This is a genomic window from Phenylobacterium sp., from assembly GCF_037189685.1.
GTDB lineage: Bacteria > Pseudomonadota > Alphaproteobacteria > Caulobacterales > Caulobacteraceae > Phenylobacterium.
This window is the reverse complement of sequence record NZ_JBBCIT010000006.1, coordinates 21,824-35,839: the sequence shown is the minus strand read 5'-3', so window position 1 is coordinate 35,839 and position 14,016 is coordinate 21,824. Positions and strand designations below refer to the sequence as shown.

The window sequence follows — 14,016 nt, the reverse complement described above, 5'->3', positions numbered from 1 at the left end:
CGTCGCCGGGCATGGCGACGCCGCTCCCAGCCCCTTCGCAGGATCCGTTCCGCCATGACGTCCACGGTTCGCGTCCCGACCGCCTCGGGCCGGCGCTACCTCCAACAGCTCTGCAAGCATTGGAGCCACAAGTTCGAGACCCGTTTCACGCCAGAGCACGGAGAGATCGCGCTCCCGTTCGGCGCATGCGTCCTGGACGCCGACGACGAGGGACTGAACGTGCGGCTCGTCCCGGCGGACGGCGCGGATGTCAGCCGGTTCGAGCAGGTGGTGGCCGACCACCTGGCGCGCTTCGCCTTTCGCGAGACCCTCGAGTTCCCCTGGCGGCGGGAGGCCGCCGACTGAGGCCCCCGACTGAGGCCCCCCGGGCCAGCCTCAGTCGGACAGGTCGGATGCGGACACGCGCCCTGGAAGGACGTCGTCGACCATCACCTGCATCTGGCCGCGCGAGCAGGATTCGACGCGGGCCTCCACCTCATAGACCTCGGCCAGAGTCGCCGGCGTGATCGCCTCGGCGGGGGCGCCGTGGGCGGCGAGCCGGCCGTTCGCCAGGACGAGAACCTGATCCGACACCCGCGCGGCCGCCTGCAGGTCGTGCAGCACCAGGACGACGACCGCCGACCGTTCGGCGGCGTATCGGCGCGACAACCGCAGGACCGTCAACTGGTGGCGCAGGTCGAGGGCGCTGGTGGGCTCGTCCAGCAGCAGCACCGCCGGGTCGCGCGCGATCGCCTGGGCCAGTCCGACGAGCTGGCGCTGCCCGCCGGAGAGGCGGTCAATCCGCTGAAGCGCGAGGCCGCTGGCGCCGACGCCTTCGAGCGCGGCCAGCGCCCGCGCCGGCGTGGACAAGCCCAAGGACGCCACGCCGGAAGGCGCAGCCTCCAGCGCGGCGATCACCGTCTCGAGGGCGTTGAGGGCGACCCCCGCCGGAAGGGACTGGGGAACATACGCCACATGCCGCGCGCGCTCGCGCGGGCCGAGCCGGCCGAGATCGACATCGCCCAGGCGGACCTCGCCTGTCGCCGGGAGAAGCCCGGCCATCGCACGCATCAGGGTGCTCTTGCCCGCGCCGTTCGGTCCCACCAGCGCGGTGACGGTTCCCGGCCGGAACGGCGGCAGGTCGAGATCCTGGAGGATCCGCCGGGCGCCATACCCCGCCGTCAGGCCTCTTATGGTCAGCGCGCCGGGGCTCATCCGCGCGCTCCGTTGCGGAAGATCAGGAGCAGGAACACGGGCACGCCGATGACGGCGGTGACGATGCCGACCGGGAGAAGGGCGCCGGGAACCAGGGTCTTGGACGCCGCAGACGCCAGCGACATCAGGAGCATGCCGCCCAGAAGGCTGGCGGGCAGGAAGACGCGATGGTCCTCTCCCACCAGCAGGCGGGCGATATGGGGGCCGACCAGGCCGATGAACCCGACGACGCCGACCACCGACACCGCGGCGGCCGCCAGGAGGCTGGCGCGCAGGAGCGCCCAGAAACGCAGCCGCCCGGCGTCGACCCCGAAGCCGGTCGCGCGGTCCTCGCCGAGCCTGAGCGCCGTCAGGGCCTGTGCGGCCCCGAGCGAGAAGGGCGCCGCCACGGCCAGGGCCAGCCCCATGACCGCGACCGAACCCCAGGTCGCCCGCGCCAGGGACCCCATCGTCCAGAAGACGAGTTGCTGCAACGCCTCGGCCGAGGCCACGAACTGCACCAGCGCGGTCAAGGCGTTGAAGGCGAAGACCAGGGCGATCCCGAAGAGGACGATCCCCTGCACGCCCCCGCGCTGGCTCCGAGCGAGGGCCTGGAGCAGCAGCACCGAGCCGAACGCGAAGAGGAACGCGTTGGTGGTGGTCAACATATGCTGGGAGAGCATGGGCGCGCCCAGGCCGAGGACGATGGCCAGCGATGCCCCGAAAGACGCCGCCGACGATACGCCGAGGGTGAAGGGGCTGGCGAGCGGATTGTCGAGCACAGTCTGCATCTCGGCCCCGGCGAGAGCGAGCGCGCCCCCGACCATCATCGCCAGAAGCGCCGAGGGGAGCCGGATCTGCCAGACGATCGCCGATTCCGCGGGCGTGAGGACGGCCGGGTCGGCGAGACCCTGGAGGATACGCAGCGGCGCCATGCCCGACGGGCCCGTACCCAGGTCGAGGCCGAGACTCACGGCGCAGGCGATCGCCAGGCCGACGAGCACCAGGCCCCGCCGCGCCCGTGTCCGCCGGTACGCCTCCAAGACGTCGTCGCCGGGTGGAAGCGGCGGGCCGGGAATATCGGTAGAGGTCATTTCACCGTGGCTTTATGCGAATGCTTCGCAATATAGGCTGACAGGGCCCGCCGCCAGGGGCGGCTTCGACGCTGGAGTTCGGCAATGGATGAAGCCGCCGGCTGGTCGCGCGCCACGGCGCCGCCAGGACAGATGATGCGTCGCCTCACCGGCGCCGACGGCCAGGGCTATCGCTTGTTGCTCGCGACGCCACCGCAGGCGTCCCCCGCGTCGGGACATCCCGCCGTCCTCGTGCTCGACGCGGACCTGCACTTCCAGATCGTGGCCGGCGCGGCCGCCGCCCTGTCCCGGCGGACGGAGAAGACCCGCGTTCCGCCTCTGGCGGTGATCGGCCTCGCGCCCGACGACGACGGAGCACGGCGCATCCGCGACTTCACCGATGGCCCGCCCGATCCGCCGGCCGCGACGCCGCATCCCGCCGGGGGCGCCGAAACCCTGCTGGCGCTGATCGAAGACCAGATCCTGCCAGCAGTCGCCGCCGTCGCCGCGATGGACCGCGCGCGTCTCGGCCTGTTCGGCCATTCCCTCGGGGCGCTGTTCGGGTTGTACGCCATGACCCGCCGGCCCGGCCTCTTCGCCGCCTACGCCCTGGTCAGCCCCTCGCTCTGGTGGCGCCCCGCGCTTGCGGACCAGGCCGTCGACGCGGCGCGCGGGCGCGTGCGCGCGCTCCATCTGGCCTGGGGCGAGCTTGAGGCCGGGGGCGAGGCCGGGGACGCCGCGGGCCGCGCGATGGGGCCGCGCGCAGCCCGCGCCCTCGCGTCGTTCGCCGTAGCGCTGGGACCGGACGCCGTCTCCGGCGGCGCCATCCAGGACGAGGATCACGGTTCGGCCCCGGTCGCCGCGTGCCCTGCGGCGCTCCGGGCGCTCAGCCGGGGCTTCGCGGCCTGATGGCGAGGTTGGCCTCAAGTCTCTTGCTTTTGCGAGTCATTCGCAATACGAGCCTCCCGTCGCGGTTCCGCGACGCCGTTTCGGGGGCCCGTCATGTCAGCGTCATACGTCCGCTCCGCGCGGCCCGAGGCGGCCGGCCTGGACCGCCGCAGGCTGCTGAGCGCAGGCGCCGCCCTGTTCGGCCTGGGGATGGCCGGCTGCAATCCCGCCAGGGAGACGTCCGACGAAGCGCCCCTGACGGATCTCCGCGACCGGCCCCTGAAGATCGCGCTGCCGGCCGGGAAACTGTCGATCGACGACGGGCGCTACCTGATCGCCCTCGCGCTGATCCATCCGGACCCCGTCAGCCTGCTGGCGGCATGGTCGGGGGACGTCAACCGGATCAGCCCCGAGATGTACGCCGCCTTCGTCGAGAAATCCCCCCAGTTCACGACCCTGCCGAAGACGCCCAGTTCGGCGGCCGACTTCAACGTCGAGACGGTTCTGGCCGCCCAGCCGAAGGTGGCGGTCGTCTCCCTGGGATCGGGCCCGACGGACGCGCAGGTCGCGCAGCTGGAAGCCGCCGGCGTGACCGTGGCCTTCATCGACTTCTTCACCCATCCGTTTGAAAATCAGGCCCGCAGCCTGAACCTTCTGGGCAGGTTGACGGGCCGGGAGGCTCAGGCCGACGCCTACAACGCCTTCCGCGCCGGCAAGCTCAAGGTCATCGCCGATCGCGTCGCGGCCATTCCCGAGGACCAGCGGCCCACCGTGTTCCTCGAGGCGCACGCGGGCAACGGCCCCGACTGCTGCAACTCCCCGGGACAGGGCAACGTCGGCGACTACATCGCCTTCGTGGGCGGTCGGAACATCGGCGCCGAAGTGCTCAAGACCGCCTTCGGCAAGATCAGCCTGGAATACGTCATTCAGAAGGACCCGGCGGTCTACATCGCCACCGGCGGGCCCCATCTGGCCAAGGCCGGCGGCTATGTGGTCGGGCCACAGTTCAGCGCGGCGCAGTCACAGGCGTCCCTGGCCCGGGTGACCGCGCGGCGCGGGATCGCCAGCCTGGGCGCGGTGCGCGGCGGACGGGTCCACGGCCTGTCCCACCAGCTCATCAACTCGCCAATCGACATCGTGGCCGTCGAGGCCCTCGCACGCTGGATCCATCCCGAGTTGTTCAGCGACCTCGACCCCCGCGCCACCCTGGACACCATCAACAGCCGCTTCCTCGCCGTGCCCTATCGCGGCGACTACTGGACCGACCTGCCCAAGCGCTGACGGTCCGAACAGAAGGGACGATCCCATGATGCTCCGCCCTGCCGGCCTAGCCGTCGCCGCCGCGCTTTTCGCCCTCCCCGCCCTGGCGGCGCCGACGGTGGAGAAATCCGTCAAGCTCGCGCCGGGGAATCTCTACGAGATCGTCTTCAATTCCGCCGACGGCGATCTCTATGTCGCCGCCGTCGGCCCGCGCAGCGCAGGCGCGCCGAAGATCGTGCGCGTGGACAGTGCGAACCTGGCGTCCGAGGCCGAATTCGAGCTGGACGGCGTCGGCCTCTTCGGCCTGGGCCTGAACAGCAGGACCCAGACGCTCTGGGGCACCGCCACGCTGGCGGGCTCCGTATCGGCCATCGACCTCAAGACCGGCAAGGTGGTGGCGAGCGTCAAGGCGGGCGAGAAGGCCCACGTGCGCGAGGCGATCGTCGACGAACAGCGCGATCGCATCTACGTGACCGTCGTCGGGGGGCTGGCCGACAAGGCCGCGGAGAATCCCAATCAGGTCTGGGTCATCGACGGGGCGACCCGCAAGCTCGACCGCATCATCACCGTCCCCACCGGCCAGCTCACGGGCGCGGCGCTGGACGCGACGGGCGAACGCCTCTTCGTGACAGGCATGGGCGCCCATGAGGTCCTGGCGATCGACCTCGCCACCGACAAGGTCGTCGGCCGTTGGCCCGCGGGTGGGCAGCGGCCGACCAACATCGTCTACGATCCGTCGACACGCCGCCTGTTCACGGCGAACCAGGGGACCGGCGACATGTCGGTGCTCGATGCGGCCACCGGCGATGTGGTGAAGGTGGTCAAGACCGGCGCGGGCGCACTCAGCGTCGCATTGAACCCCGCCAACGGCCAAGTGTACGTGGCCAACCGCCAGGCCGGCACCGTCACCGTGATCGACAGCCGGACACTCGAGGTGCTTGCCGACCTGAAGACCGGCACCTTTCCGCAGACAATCGCCATCGATCGCAAGACAGGCCGCGTCTTCGTGACCAACAAGGCCCGCGGCCTGCCGCGAAACGCGCCGGCCGGGACGCCCGTGCCCGACGATCCGGACGGCGACACGATCACGCTCATCCGCCCCTGAGGCGCCGGCGGCGGGAAGATAGCGCCACACCTCCGCCCCGGCGAAGGCGTCGCACATCCCCGCTTGATGTCGAGCTTCAGCAACATTATGAAATGCGAACGATTCTCATTATTATTCGCAACTCCCGTTCCTCAGGTCGCCCGAACGCCATGCTGAATCCTTCCCGCCGCCTTGCTTCCCCACCTGATCTCCGCGTCGGAGCCTCTGCCTGCGCCCTGCTGAGCGGTCTCGTCATCGCCAGCGGCGCCGCGGCGCAGGCTCAGCAAGCCACGGTCTCGGAGGTGGTCGTGACGGCGACGGGCCGGTCGGCGGCCTCGTCGACCACGAAGACCGACACGCCGATCATCGAGTCGCCTCAGACCGTCTCGGTGATCAGCCGCGAAGAGATCGAGCTTCGCGCCTCTCCCACCATCGCCGACGCCCTCGCCTACACCGCGGGCGTCCAGTCCGAGCCTTCGGGCATCGACAGCCGGGTCGACGAAGTGAGCGTGCGGGGCTTCGGGGCCGGCGGCTTCTCCTCGAACAACAACTTCGTGGACGGCCTGCGCCTGCCGTCCGGCGGTCAGTGGACCCGGCCGGGCTTCGACCCGATCGCGCTCCAGCAGATCGAAGTGCTCAAGGGGCCTTCCGGCGCGCTCTACGGGCAGACGGCGCCCGGCGGCGTGGTGAACATCGTCACAAAGCGGCCAAGCTTCACGGTCCAGCGCGAGATCCAGGTCCAGGCCGCTGGCTTCACCGATCTCGACCACTGGAACTTCCAGGCCGCCGGCGACATCACCGGACCGATCGCCGGCAGCTCGACGGTGGCCGGACGCCTGGTGGCGCTGATCCGCGACGGCGACACCCAGGTCGATCAGACCGACATCAGCCGCTACTACGTCTCGCCCAGCGTCACCTGGGCGCCGAGCGAGTCCACCACCTGGACCTTCCTGGGCCAGTACCAGCGCGACCGCGGCGGCTCGACGTTCCAGTTCCTGCCCTATACCGGAACCTATGTTCCCGGCGCCGGCGGACAGCGCCTGACGCTCGAAGGCTATATCGGCGAGCCGGACTGGAACACATTCGATCGCGACCAATACCTCATCGCGTCCTTCCTGGAGCATCGCCTCAGCGAGAACGTGAAGCTGCGGAACAACATCCGCTACACGCACCTCGACACGCTCTACCGCGTGACGGTGCTTTCCGGCGACACGGCGACGAACTGCGCAGCCCTGGTCGCCCTGAGCCCCATGTACGCAGGCTGCCAGAACGGGGCGACGATCGGTCGGCGCGCCGTGCAGGGCAAGGGCGAGTCGGACGGCTGGGCCACCGACACCCAGGCCGAGGTGCGGTTCGCGACCGGCGCGGTCGAGCATACCCTGCTGGCCGGCGTGGACTATTTCCACACCGACTGGGAGCACTACCGTGATCTGGTGACGCTGCCCGGCCTGCCGGCGCAGCTCCGCGGCCAGGTCGAGCCGCTGCTCGACATGTTCAATCCGAGTCCCCGCGGTTCGTCGCACTATCCCGCTCTGCTGCAACCGCAGATCTATACCGAGACGGTGAGCCGCCAGGCCGGCCTCTATGTGCAGGATCAGCTCCGGGTCGGCCGGCTGCGCGTGACGCTGGGCGGCCGGCAGGACTGGTCACGCGACAGCACGCGCAACCCGGTCAACGGGACCCGGTTCGTCAACAAGTACGACGCCTTCACCTGGCGCGCCGGGGCGGTCTACCTCTTCGACAACGGGTTCGCGCCCTATGTGAGCTACGCGGAGTCGTTCCAGCCGCAGGTGTCGGATCCCTCCACCAGCCTGAACGGCCAGTCCTTTGTCCCCACCACCGGCCAGCAGTACGAGGCCGGCGTCCGGTATCAGGGCGGTGCGGGAATCTACGTCACCCTGGGCGCGTACCAGATCACCCAGCAGAACATCATCTCCAACGCACTGCCGATCCCTCCCTCCACCGTGGCGCCGATATGCGGCACGGCGACCTGCCAGATCCAGGTGGGCGAGGGTCGGGTTCGGGGCGTGGAGTTGGAGGGCCGCGCCAATCTGCCCTGGGGCATGACGGCGATCGCGGCCGTGACCCGGAGCGACGCCGAGGTGACCAAATCGGCCACGGCCGGACTGGTGGGCAAGAAGCTGCCGCAGGCTGCGGACTGGCTGGCCTCCGCCTTCGTCAACCAGCATATCGAGTCCGGCCCGCTTGCCGGCCTCGGCCTCGGAGGCGGCATCCGCCACAATGGCCGGACCTATGGCGATGCGCTGAACCAGTTCCGCATGCCGAGCTTCACGCTGTTCGATGTCTTCGCGCGCTACGACTTCGGCGTCGCCAACCCGCAACTGGCCGGTCTCACGGGCTCGATCAATGTGCGCAACCTCGCCAACAAGCGCTACCTCGCGACGTGCAGCGGCGTATCGTCCTGCTTCTACGGACAGGGGCGCAGCCTGACCGCGCGGCTGCAGTACCGGTGGTGAAGCGCCTTCCACGGCGCTTGGGGCCGGGCTGCGGGCGGTCGGCATGACCGGCCTGGTCGCCGCGGCGCTGATCTTCGCGGGCTCGCTGACACTGTACCTCGCGACCCCCGCCCAGAAGGCCGTCGCGCGCCCGCTCGGCCGGCCCTGGATGGTGTCGGGCTGGGTGGAACTGGCCCTCGGCCTCGGTGTTCTGCTGACGATCCTCGGCCCGGCGACCGCGGTGTTCACCTGGATGACCGGCGCGATGCTGGTCTGGTCGGTCGTCCCGCTCGGCGTGGCCTGGTGGCGCGGCCCGCCCAAGGGAAAACGATGAAACGCGCGCTCACCAGCCGCGACTGGTTCGGCAAGTCCAGTGCGGGTCTCCTGCTGGGCTTCTTCCTGGCCCTGGGCGCCGGGGGGCTGTTCAAGGCCTTGGCCGGGGTCGGCGACACCTTCTTCTCCACCAAGGGCCAGCTGGCCATGTGGATGATGGCGCCTGTGTGGGCGCTGGTGCTCTCCTTCTGCTTCATGTTCCGGTCGACGGCCCGCGCCTGGGGCTGGCTCGCCGCCGCCAACGTCGTCCTGTGGGGCGCCATCTGGGCGCTGGGAGGGATCGCCCCATGAAGCTGCCGACCGACCTTGTGCGGATGTACAAGGAGATTCACGGCTGGGTCGGGATCATCTCCGGGCTGGCGCTCTTCATCGCGTTCTACGCGGGCGCGATCACCATGTTCGAGGAGCCGCTGCAGCGCTGGGCCTCGCCGCCCAGCCGGCTGGCCCCGCCGCCATCGCTCGAGCGCACCCCCGAACTGATCGAGAAGGTGCTCGCGGCGCATCCGGGCGCGAAGAAGGGCTACGACGTCAACCTGGCCATCGACTCGGCGCGCCCGGCGCGGGTGAGCTGGGTCGAAGCCACCCCGGAGGAGGCCGAGCACGGCGGAGGCGTGACCTACTACGCCAGCCTGCGCCCCGATGGCGCGCTGCAGGTCGAGACCCGCGGCCCCTCCCCCGTCGCCCAGTTCATCGACGTCCTGCACCAGCAGGTGGGCCTCGCCTTCCTCGACCATGAGGTCGCGATGCCGATCATGGGCGCGGTCTCGCTGCTCTACATGATCGCCATCGTCTCGGGACTGGTCGTGCTGTTGCCGAGCCTGGTCTCGGACCTCTTCGCCCTGCGCATCGGCAGGAACGTCAAGCGCATGTGGCTCGATGTGCACAACCTGCTGGGCCTGTTCAGCGTGCCTTTCCACGTGATCATGGCGCTGACGGCGGTCGTGTTCGCCTTCCACGACCAGTTCTACGACGCCCAGGCCGTGGCGTTCGGCCGCCCGGAGCGCCCCGAACGATCGGCGCCCGCCGGCCCCCCGCCCCCATTGCTGACGCCCGCCGCAATCGTTGCGAAACTCCAGGACCAGGCGCCCGGCTTCACGCCCATCGTGCTCGACTACAGCGGCCGGCCGGACGGCTCGGTCTTCCTGCGCGTCGCCGGGACCGATCCGCGCTTCGGAACCCGGGGTCCGACCTACGGCTTCGCGAGCGTCGACCCCGCGAGCGGAGAGATCGTCTCGAGCGACTACATGCCGGGCCGCCAGGACGGCTGGTCGGCGACGATCACCAGCTTCTTCGCGCTCCATTTCGGCAGCTTCGGGGGCGCGCCGATCCGCTGGGCCTATTTCCTCCTGGGCCTGGCGGGGGCCTTCGTCTTCTATACGGGCAACCTGCTCTGGATCGAATCCCGTCGGAAGCGCGAACGGAAGGCCGGAGCCGTGGAGCAGACACGCTCCACCCGGGTCCTGGGCGCCCTGACCGTGGGCGTTCCGCTGGGCTGCATGGCCGGAATCTCGGTGACCCTCGCGGCGGCCAAGATTCTCGGCTTCGCGGCCACGCCCGGCCTCCACAGCGTCATCTACCACGCGGTGTTCCTCGCCTTCGTCGTGGCGGCTCTGGTTCGGGGCGCGGCGCGCGCCGGTCCCGAACTGTCGATCGCCGCGGCGGTCGCCATGCTCACGATCCCGGCGGCGAGCCTCGTCGCCGGGCCGGACTGGTTCGGATCGCCGGCTCTGATCGCGGTCGACGCCGTGGCCGTGGGGCTGGCCCTGACCCTGGCGGCGTCGGCCCGCTCCGCCCGGCGGCGCAGGTTCGCCGCCCCACGCGACAGCGTCTGGGCCGACCCTGGCCTGAACGCACCGCATCCGGGGTGAGCAGCGAAAGCGGATGGCGACCTGGCCTGTCCATCGCCGCCCCCGGGTGGAGCGGATCGCGATCCGCCTGCTCCGGGGCGAGGACAGCGCCGAAGTCCTCGGGCGAGCCGACCAGGGCCTGGACTCGGCCTTTGCGGGATTGCGGCGCGCCGCCCGCACGGAGCATCTGACCGTCGAGGCGCCCGGCGCGATGTTCCTGGGCGGCGACGAACGCTGGCTGCTGGGCTGGCTCGCCGTGCGACAGCGTTCGTCCCCCGGCCGCGTCGCCCAGATCCGCTCGCCGACGCTCGACGCCGCCATCATCGACTGCGCCCGGCGCCTGTCGGCGCAGGGGATCGGCCTTCCGCCGCCTCCGCCCCCCGTCGTCCGTTCGCCGCGCCCCGAGGGCGCTTCGCCGCCGGACGCATAGCTGAGCGCGCCCTAGCGCGCGCGGGCGCGACCGCGGCGCAGTTCTTCGCGCAACGCCTGACCGTAGAGGGCGGGACTCCACGCGTTGCAGCCGAGGATCGGGCGGGCGCGTCTCGCACGCGCCTTGCGCGACGGCGCGCGGTATTCGCCGGTGAGCATCGCGGCCACGAACTGCGCCTGCGCCTCGGCGATCGGCCAGAACGCTCCGGTCGGCCGGCTCACGCCCACGAAGAACAGGTCCTCGCGCTCCGGCGCGACCGTCCCCATGAAGAGCGTGAGGTCGTCGCCCCGGGTGTTGGCGACGTCCGCGTCGAGGTACGGATAGGTCAGGCGATAGCCGGTGGCGCACAGCACCAGGTCCGCCCGCAGGCGTGAGCCGTCTGCGAACACCACCTCGGCGCCGTCCAGCCGCGCGATCGCCGGCTTGGCTTTCACCGCACCGCGCTCCAGGGCGCCGGCGATCTCGTCGGACGTCGTCGGGCGCTTCGACAAGGGATGCGCGGGGGGCGCGGGCAAGCCCAGCGCCTGCAACCGCGCCATACGATCCTTGAACGCCCCCACCATGCGGCGCTTGGCGATGCGCTGGAACAAGGCCTGGCCGACCCCTGCGGGCAGCAGGTCGAAGGGTCGGATCACGGCGTCCGTCGGATGGGTCATCGGCGCAGAATCGGACGCCGGCGCGCCGTTCACCGTCTTGGGCATGATCCAGGTCCCGCCTCGCGCCGAGATATGCACGGAGGCGGCGCCGGCCGCTGCGATCTCGCAGGCGATTTCGCATCCCGTGTTGCCGATCCCGACCACGATCACGTTCTTGCCCCGGGTGTCGAACGGCGTCGCCGGATCGCGATAGTCCTGGGCGTGCAGGACCGCGCCGTCGAACGCCCCGTCCCATTTCGGAAGACGCGCGTCCCAGTAGCTTCCGCTGGCCGCCACCAGCGCGTCGAAGGTCTCGGTGCGTGGCTCCCCGTCCGCCGGGGCCAGCGACACCGCCCACCCGCCGTCGCCGCGGGGCGTCGCGCGGGTCACCGTGGTCCGGGTGTGGATGGCGTCGCGGAAGCCGAAGGCGTCCACATAGGACTCGAACCAGGCGCGCACCTGGTCATGGCGGGGATAGGCCGGCCATTCGGCGGGCATCTCGAAATCGCTGAAGCGGCTCATCCGCTTGGTGGTGTTGGTCCGCAGCGAGCGATAGGCGGCGGCACGGCCATTGGGATTGTCGATCACCCAGTTCCCACCCACGACCGGGGACATCTCGAAACACGAGACGTCGCACCCGGCCTGCCGCAGGGTCTTGACGGCCGTGAGGCCCGAAGGCCCGGCGCCGACGACGCAGACGCGCTTGGCCATCAGCCGCTCCACACGTTCCCGAGCATGCCGCCCCCCGCTGAACAATCACCCTGCTTCATGCCGAACCTGACTCAGTTGCGAATGACTTGCAATTTTTGGCGCTCAGCCGGCAGGCCGATGCTCGTTCCCCTGGGAGGACGTGACGTAGACCAGGGTGACGCCGCACGTCCGCTGGCGATGCCACGCACCGCCCGGGACGACACAGAGGTCGCCCGCTCGCAGCGTCGTGGTGGCCGGCCCCGCATCGCCCTCGATGGTCACCTCGACGGCGCCGTCCAGGACGTGGAGAAGCTCGTCGTCGGGATGGCGCTCCCACGGCGTCTCGCCGCGGAACCGAACCAGTCCCACCATGCACTGGTTGAAGATCCCCAGCACGCGCATGCCGTCCGGCGACGTCGCGCCGGAGCCGTCCGGCCGAACCTCGAGCGGTGTCAGCGCCGCTCCCAACGCTGCGACATCCCGGAACATCTCGCCACCTCCCACGCCAGACCGACTTCGAGATCGGGCGACCGCGGCGCCCCGTCGTCAGAAGGCTTGCCGACGCCGCGACATGCAATTATTTTTGAGCATGCTAGAAAATTCGACGGCGACGACGACCGCCGGGACTCGGCGACGGGGCCGTCCCGCCCAGCTGAGCCGCGACCTCGTTCTCCAGGAGGCCGCCCGCCACGACCTTCGACACCTGAGCATTCGCGGCCTGGCCGCCCGCCTGAGGTGCTCGGACGCCGCGATCCACTATCATTTCCGCGGTCGGGACGACCTGCTGCGCGCGCTTGTGGAACGGTTCACGGCCGAGTTCGAGGCCCCTGCGGACACGCTTGCCTGGCCCGACTGGCTGCACGCCTTCGCGCTCGCCCTGCGCGCGGCGCTGGCGCGGCATCCCGGCGCCGCCGACTACATGGTGGTCTCCGGTCCCAGCGGCGCGGGACAGTTCGCCGTGATGGCGCGAGGGCTGGCCGTGCTCGAAGCCGGCGGCTTCACGCCGGACGAGGCGTGGCTGGCCTACGCCACCCTCGTCAACTTCGTCCTGCGTCACGTCCAGGCCGAGGAGCGCGCCCTCGCGGCGGGCGATCACGCCCCGGCGCGGCGCATGCTGGACGCCAGAGCGGACCGCCTCGTGGCGCTCACGGCGCGCGGCGTCGTCTCCGACACCGACCGGCTGTTCGCCTTCGGTCTCGACGCCTTGCTGCGCGGGTTCCCCAGGCCCGCCGGGCGGGGGAATGCGCCTTGCGCCGGAGCCCCGGCGGGACCCTGATCGACCGGCGCGGGTCGGGGTGCGGCGGGGGGCGGTCCGCCAGACACTCTGCACGACGCGCGGACACCTTTCGCAGCGCCTCCGTACCGCTACTTAGGGGGCGCTCCCAAATTTCCGCGCGACCGCCTGGGCCGTACCTCTTCGCCATCGACCCTGGAGCTGGCGATGACCCTGGCATACCCGATGAGCGACCCCCGTACGGCCCGTCCCGCGACGGCGCTGACCCAGGCCTTCGAGCGGCACGGCGGCCGGCAGGCCTTCGCCCGCGACGAGGAGATCTACGCCCAGGACCAGGAGGCCGAGCTTCTGTACCGCGTGGTCCGTGGCGTGGTCCGCACCAGCCGCCTCACCGTCGACGGGCGCCGTCAGGTGGGCGACTTCTACTATCCCGGCGACCTGTTCGGGCTGGAGCCCGGCCCCGACCACCGCTTCGCCGCCGAGGCCCTGACCGACTGCGAAGTCCAGCTCGTGCGCCGCAGCGCGGTGCGCGCCTTCGCGGGCGACGCCGAACTCGACCGCGCGATCCTCGAAGCCACGCGCCAGGAGATGGAACGCCTTCAGGACCATGTCGTCATGCTGGGCCGCAAGAGCGCCCGCGAGCGGGTGGCCTGCTTCCTCATGGCGATGGCCGAACGTCAGGCGGACGGCCAGGTGGAGCTGCCCATGAGCCGCCAGGACATGGCCGACTACCTGGGCCTCACGATCGAGACCGTGTCGCGGATGCTGACCCAGCTCCAGGGCGAGTCGATCGTGGAGTTCCCCTCGACCCGCCGCTTCCAGATCCGCAAGTGGACCGCGCTCGAAGCGCTGGCCGCCTGAATCTCGATCCAGCCTGAGCGGCCGCAGGCATGAGCGCCGGCCGCCCCCTCGA

Annotated in this window: 15 protein-coding genes; 11 read left to right on the top strand and 4 right to left on the bottom strand. The window is 70.8% G+C overall.

All coding sequences use genetic code 11. The annotated features are described in order from the left end of the window. The first annotated feature begins 54 nt into the window (after nucleotides 1–54). On the top strand, nucleotides 55–345 hold the full coding sequence (locus tag WG212_RS03260) for a DUF2218 domain-containing protein (protein ID WP_337185631.1): 291 nt from the start codon (nucleotides 55–57) through the stop codon (nucleotides 343–345). A 30-nt stretch (nucleotides 346–375) separates the two neighbouring features. Here the strand turns inward: WG212_RS03260 and WG212_RS03255 are convergent, their stop codons facing one another. Together WG212_RS03255 and WG212_RS03250 are read right to left on the bottom strand one after the other, a co-directional pair. After that, on the bottom strand, nucleotides 376–1,194 hold the full coding sequence (locus tag WG212_RS03255; RefSeq protein ID WP_337185630.1) for an ABC transporter ATP-binding protein: 819 nt from the start codon (nucleotides 1,192–1,194) through the stop codon (nucleotides 376–378). Beyond that, nucleotides 1,191–2,267, bottom strand: coding sequence for an iron ABC transporter permease (locus WG212_RS03250; RefSeq protein ID WP_337185629.1), 1,077 nt, complete (start codon nucleotides 2,265–2,267; stop codon nucleotides 1,191–1,193). The genes WG212_RS03255 and WG212_RS03250 overlap by 4 nt, the downstream gene beginning before the upstream one ends. A gap of 84 nt (nucleotides 2,268–2,351) precedes the next feature. Between WG212_RS03250 and WG212_RS03245 the strand changes: the two genes are divergently transcribed. The 8 genes from WG212_RS03245 (at nucleotide 2,352) to WG212_RS03210 (ending at nucleotide 10,544) form a co-directional block, all read left to right on the top strand. After that, nucleotides 2,352–3,155 (top strand): alpha/beta hydrolase-fold protein, encoded by an 804-nt coding sequence (locus WG212_RS03245; protein ID WP_337185628.1) that lies wholly within the window; start codon nucleotides 2,352–2,354, stop codon nucleotides 3,153–3,155. A 93-nt stretch (nucleotides 3,156–3,248) separates the two neighbouring features. Beyond that, nucleotides 3,249–4,415: an ABC transporter substrate-binding protein gene (locus tag WG212_RS03240; RefSeq protein ID WP_337185627.1), complete on the top strand. Its 1,167-nt coding sequence runs from the start codon at nucleotides 3,249–3,251 to the stop codon at nucleotides 4,413–4,415. Between the two features lie 25 nt (nucleotides 4,416–4,440). Beyond that, nucleotides 4,441–5,499: a YncE family protein gene (locus WG212_RS03235; RefSeq protein WP_337185626.1), complete on the top strand. Its 1,059-nt coding sequence runs from the start codon at nucleotides 4,441–4,443 to the stop codon at nucleotides 5,497–5,499. Nucleotides 5,500–5,786: 287 nt separating this feature from the next. Beyond that, complete coding sequence (locus WG212_RS03230) at nucleotides 5,787–7,955, top strand: TonB-dependent siderophore receptor (protein WP_337185625.1); 2,169 nt, start codon at nucleotides 5,787–5,789, stop codon at nucleotides 7,953–7,955. A 43-nt stretch (nucleotides 7,956–7,998) separates the two neighbouring features. Further along, the gene (locus WG212_RS03225) at nucleotides 7,999–8,268 is read left to right on the top strand and encodes a hypothetical protein (RefSeq protein WP_337185624.1); all 270 of its coding nucleotides are present in this window, start codon (nucleotides 7,999–8,001) and stop codon (nucleotides 8,266–8,268) included. Continuing rightward, the gene (locus WG212_RS03220) at nucleotides 8,265–8,558 is read left to right on the top strand and encodes a hypothetical protein (RefSeq protein WP_337185623.1); all 294 of its coding nucleotides are present in this window, start codon (nucleotides 8,265–8,267) and stop codon (nucleotides 8,556–8,558) included. The genes WG212_RS03225 and WG212_RS03220 overlap by 4 nt, the downstream gene beginning before the upstream one ends. Next, complete coding sequence (locus tag WG212_RS03215) at nucleotides 8,555–10,135, top strand: PepSY-associated TM helix domain-containing protein (protein ID WP_337185622.1); 1,581 nt, start codon at nucleotides 8,555–8,557, stop codon at nucleotides 10,133–10,135. Before WG212_RS03220 ends, WG212_RS03215 begins: the two co-directional genes overlap by 4 nt. A 13-nt stretch (nucleotides 10,136–10,148) precedes the next feature. Then, nucleotides 10,149–10,544 (top strand): hypothetical protein, encoded by a 396-nt coding sequence (locus WG212_RS03210; protein WP_337185621.1) that lies wholly within the window; start codon nucleotides 10,149–10,151, stop codon nucleotides 10,542–10,544. Nucleotides 10,545–10,555: 11 nt separating this feature from the next. Here the strand turns inward: WG212_RS03210 and WG212_RS03205 are convergent, their stop codons facing one another. Together WG212_RS03205 and WG212_RS03200 are read right to left on the bottom strand one after the other, a co-directional pair. Then, entirely contained in the window at nucleotides 10,556–11,890 is a 1,335-nt protein-coding gene (locus WG212_RS03205; protein ID WP_337185620.1) for an FAD-dependent oxidoreductase, read from the bottom strand. Between the two features lie 102 nt (nucleotides 11,891–11,992). Next, a complete protein-coding gene (locus WG212_RS03200; RefSeq protein WP_337185619.1) occupies nucleotides 11,993–12,358 on the bottom strand; it encodes a cupin domain-containing protein in 366 nt (121 codons plus the stop codon). A gap of 100 nt (nucleotides 12,359–12,458) precedes the next feature. On the opposite strand from WG212_RS03200, the gene WG212_RS03195 reads away from it, so the two are divergent. Beyond that, nucleotides 12,459–13,145: a TetR/AcrR family transcriptional regulator C-terminal domain-containing protein gene (locus WG212_RS03195; RefSeq protein WP_337185618.1), complete on the top strand. Its 687-nt coding sequence runs from the start codon at nucleotides 12,459–12,461 to the stop codon at nucleotides 13,143–13,145. A gap of 165 nt (nucleotides 13,146–13,310) precedes the next feature. Then, nucleotides 13,311–13,964, top strand: coding sequence for a helix-turn-helix domain-containing protein (locus WG212_RS03190; RefSeq protein ID WP_293373776.1), 654 nt, complete (start codon nucleotides 13,311–13,313; stop codon nucleotides 13,962–13,964). The last annotated feature ends 52 nt before the right edge of the window (nucleotides 13,965–14,016 follow it).

Bases quoted from the DNA above. Each gene is read 5' to 3' on its own strand.
- WG212_RS03260 (WP_337185631.1), top strand. From the start codon at position 55: ATGACGTCCACGGTTCGCGTCCCGACCGCCTCGGGCCGGCGCTACCTC.
- WG212_RS03255 (WP_337185630.1), bottom strand. From the start codon at position 1,194: ATGAGCCCCGGCGCGCTGACCATAAGAGGCCTGACGGCGGGGTATGGC.
- WG212_RS03250 (WP_337185629.1), bottom strand. From the start codon at position 2,267: ATGACCTCTACCGATATTCCCGGCCCGCCGCTTCCACCCGGCGACGAC.
- WG212_RS03245 (WP_337185628.1), top strand. From the start codon at position 2,352: ATGGATGAAGCCGCCGGCTGGTCGCGCGCCACGGCGCCGCCAGGACAG.
- WG212_RS03240 (WP_337185627.1), top strand. From the start codon at position 3,249: ATGTCAGCGTCATACGTCCGCTCCGCGCGGCCCGAGGCGGCCGGCCTG.
- WG212_RS03235 (WP_337185626.1), top strand. From the start codon at position 4,441: ATGATGCTCCGCCCTGCCGGCCTAGCCGTCGCCGCCGCGCTTTTCGCC.
- WG212_RS03225 (WP_337185624.1), top strand. From the start codon at position 7,999: ATGACCGGCCTGGTCGCCGCGGCGCTGATCTTCGCGGGCTCGCTGACA.
- WG212_RS03220 (WP_337185623.1), top strand. From the start codon at position 8,265: ATGAAACGCGCGCTCACCAGCCGCGACTGGTTCGGCAAGTCCAGTGCG.
- WG212_RS03215 (WP_337185622.1), top strand. From the start codon at position 8,555: ATGAAGCTGCCGACCGACCTTGTGCGGATGTACAAGGAGATTCACGGC.
- WG212_RS03210 (WP_337185621.1), top strand. From the start codon at position 10,149: ATGGCGACCTGGCCTGTCCATCGCCGCCCCCGGGTGGAGCGGATCGCG.
- WG212_RS03205 (WP_337185620.1), bottom strand. From the start codon at position 11,890: ATGGCCAAGCGCGTCTGCGTCGTCGGCGCCGGGCCTTCGGGCCTCACG.
- WG212_RS03200 (WP_337185619.1), bottom strand. From the start codon at position 12,358: ATGTTCCGGGATGTCGCAGCGTTGGGAGCGGCGCTGACACCGCTCGAG.
- WG212_RS03195 (WP_337185618.1), top strand. From the start codon at position 12,459: ATGCTAGAAAATTCGACGGCGACGACGACCGCCGGGACTCGGCGACGG.
- WG212_RS03190 (WP_293373776.1), top strand. From the start codon at position 13,311: ATGACCCTGGCATACCCGATGAGCGACCCCCGTACGGCCCGTCCCGCG.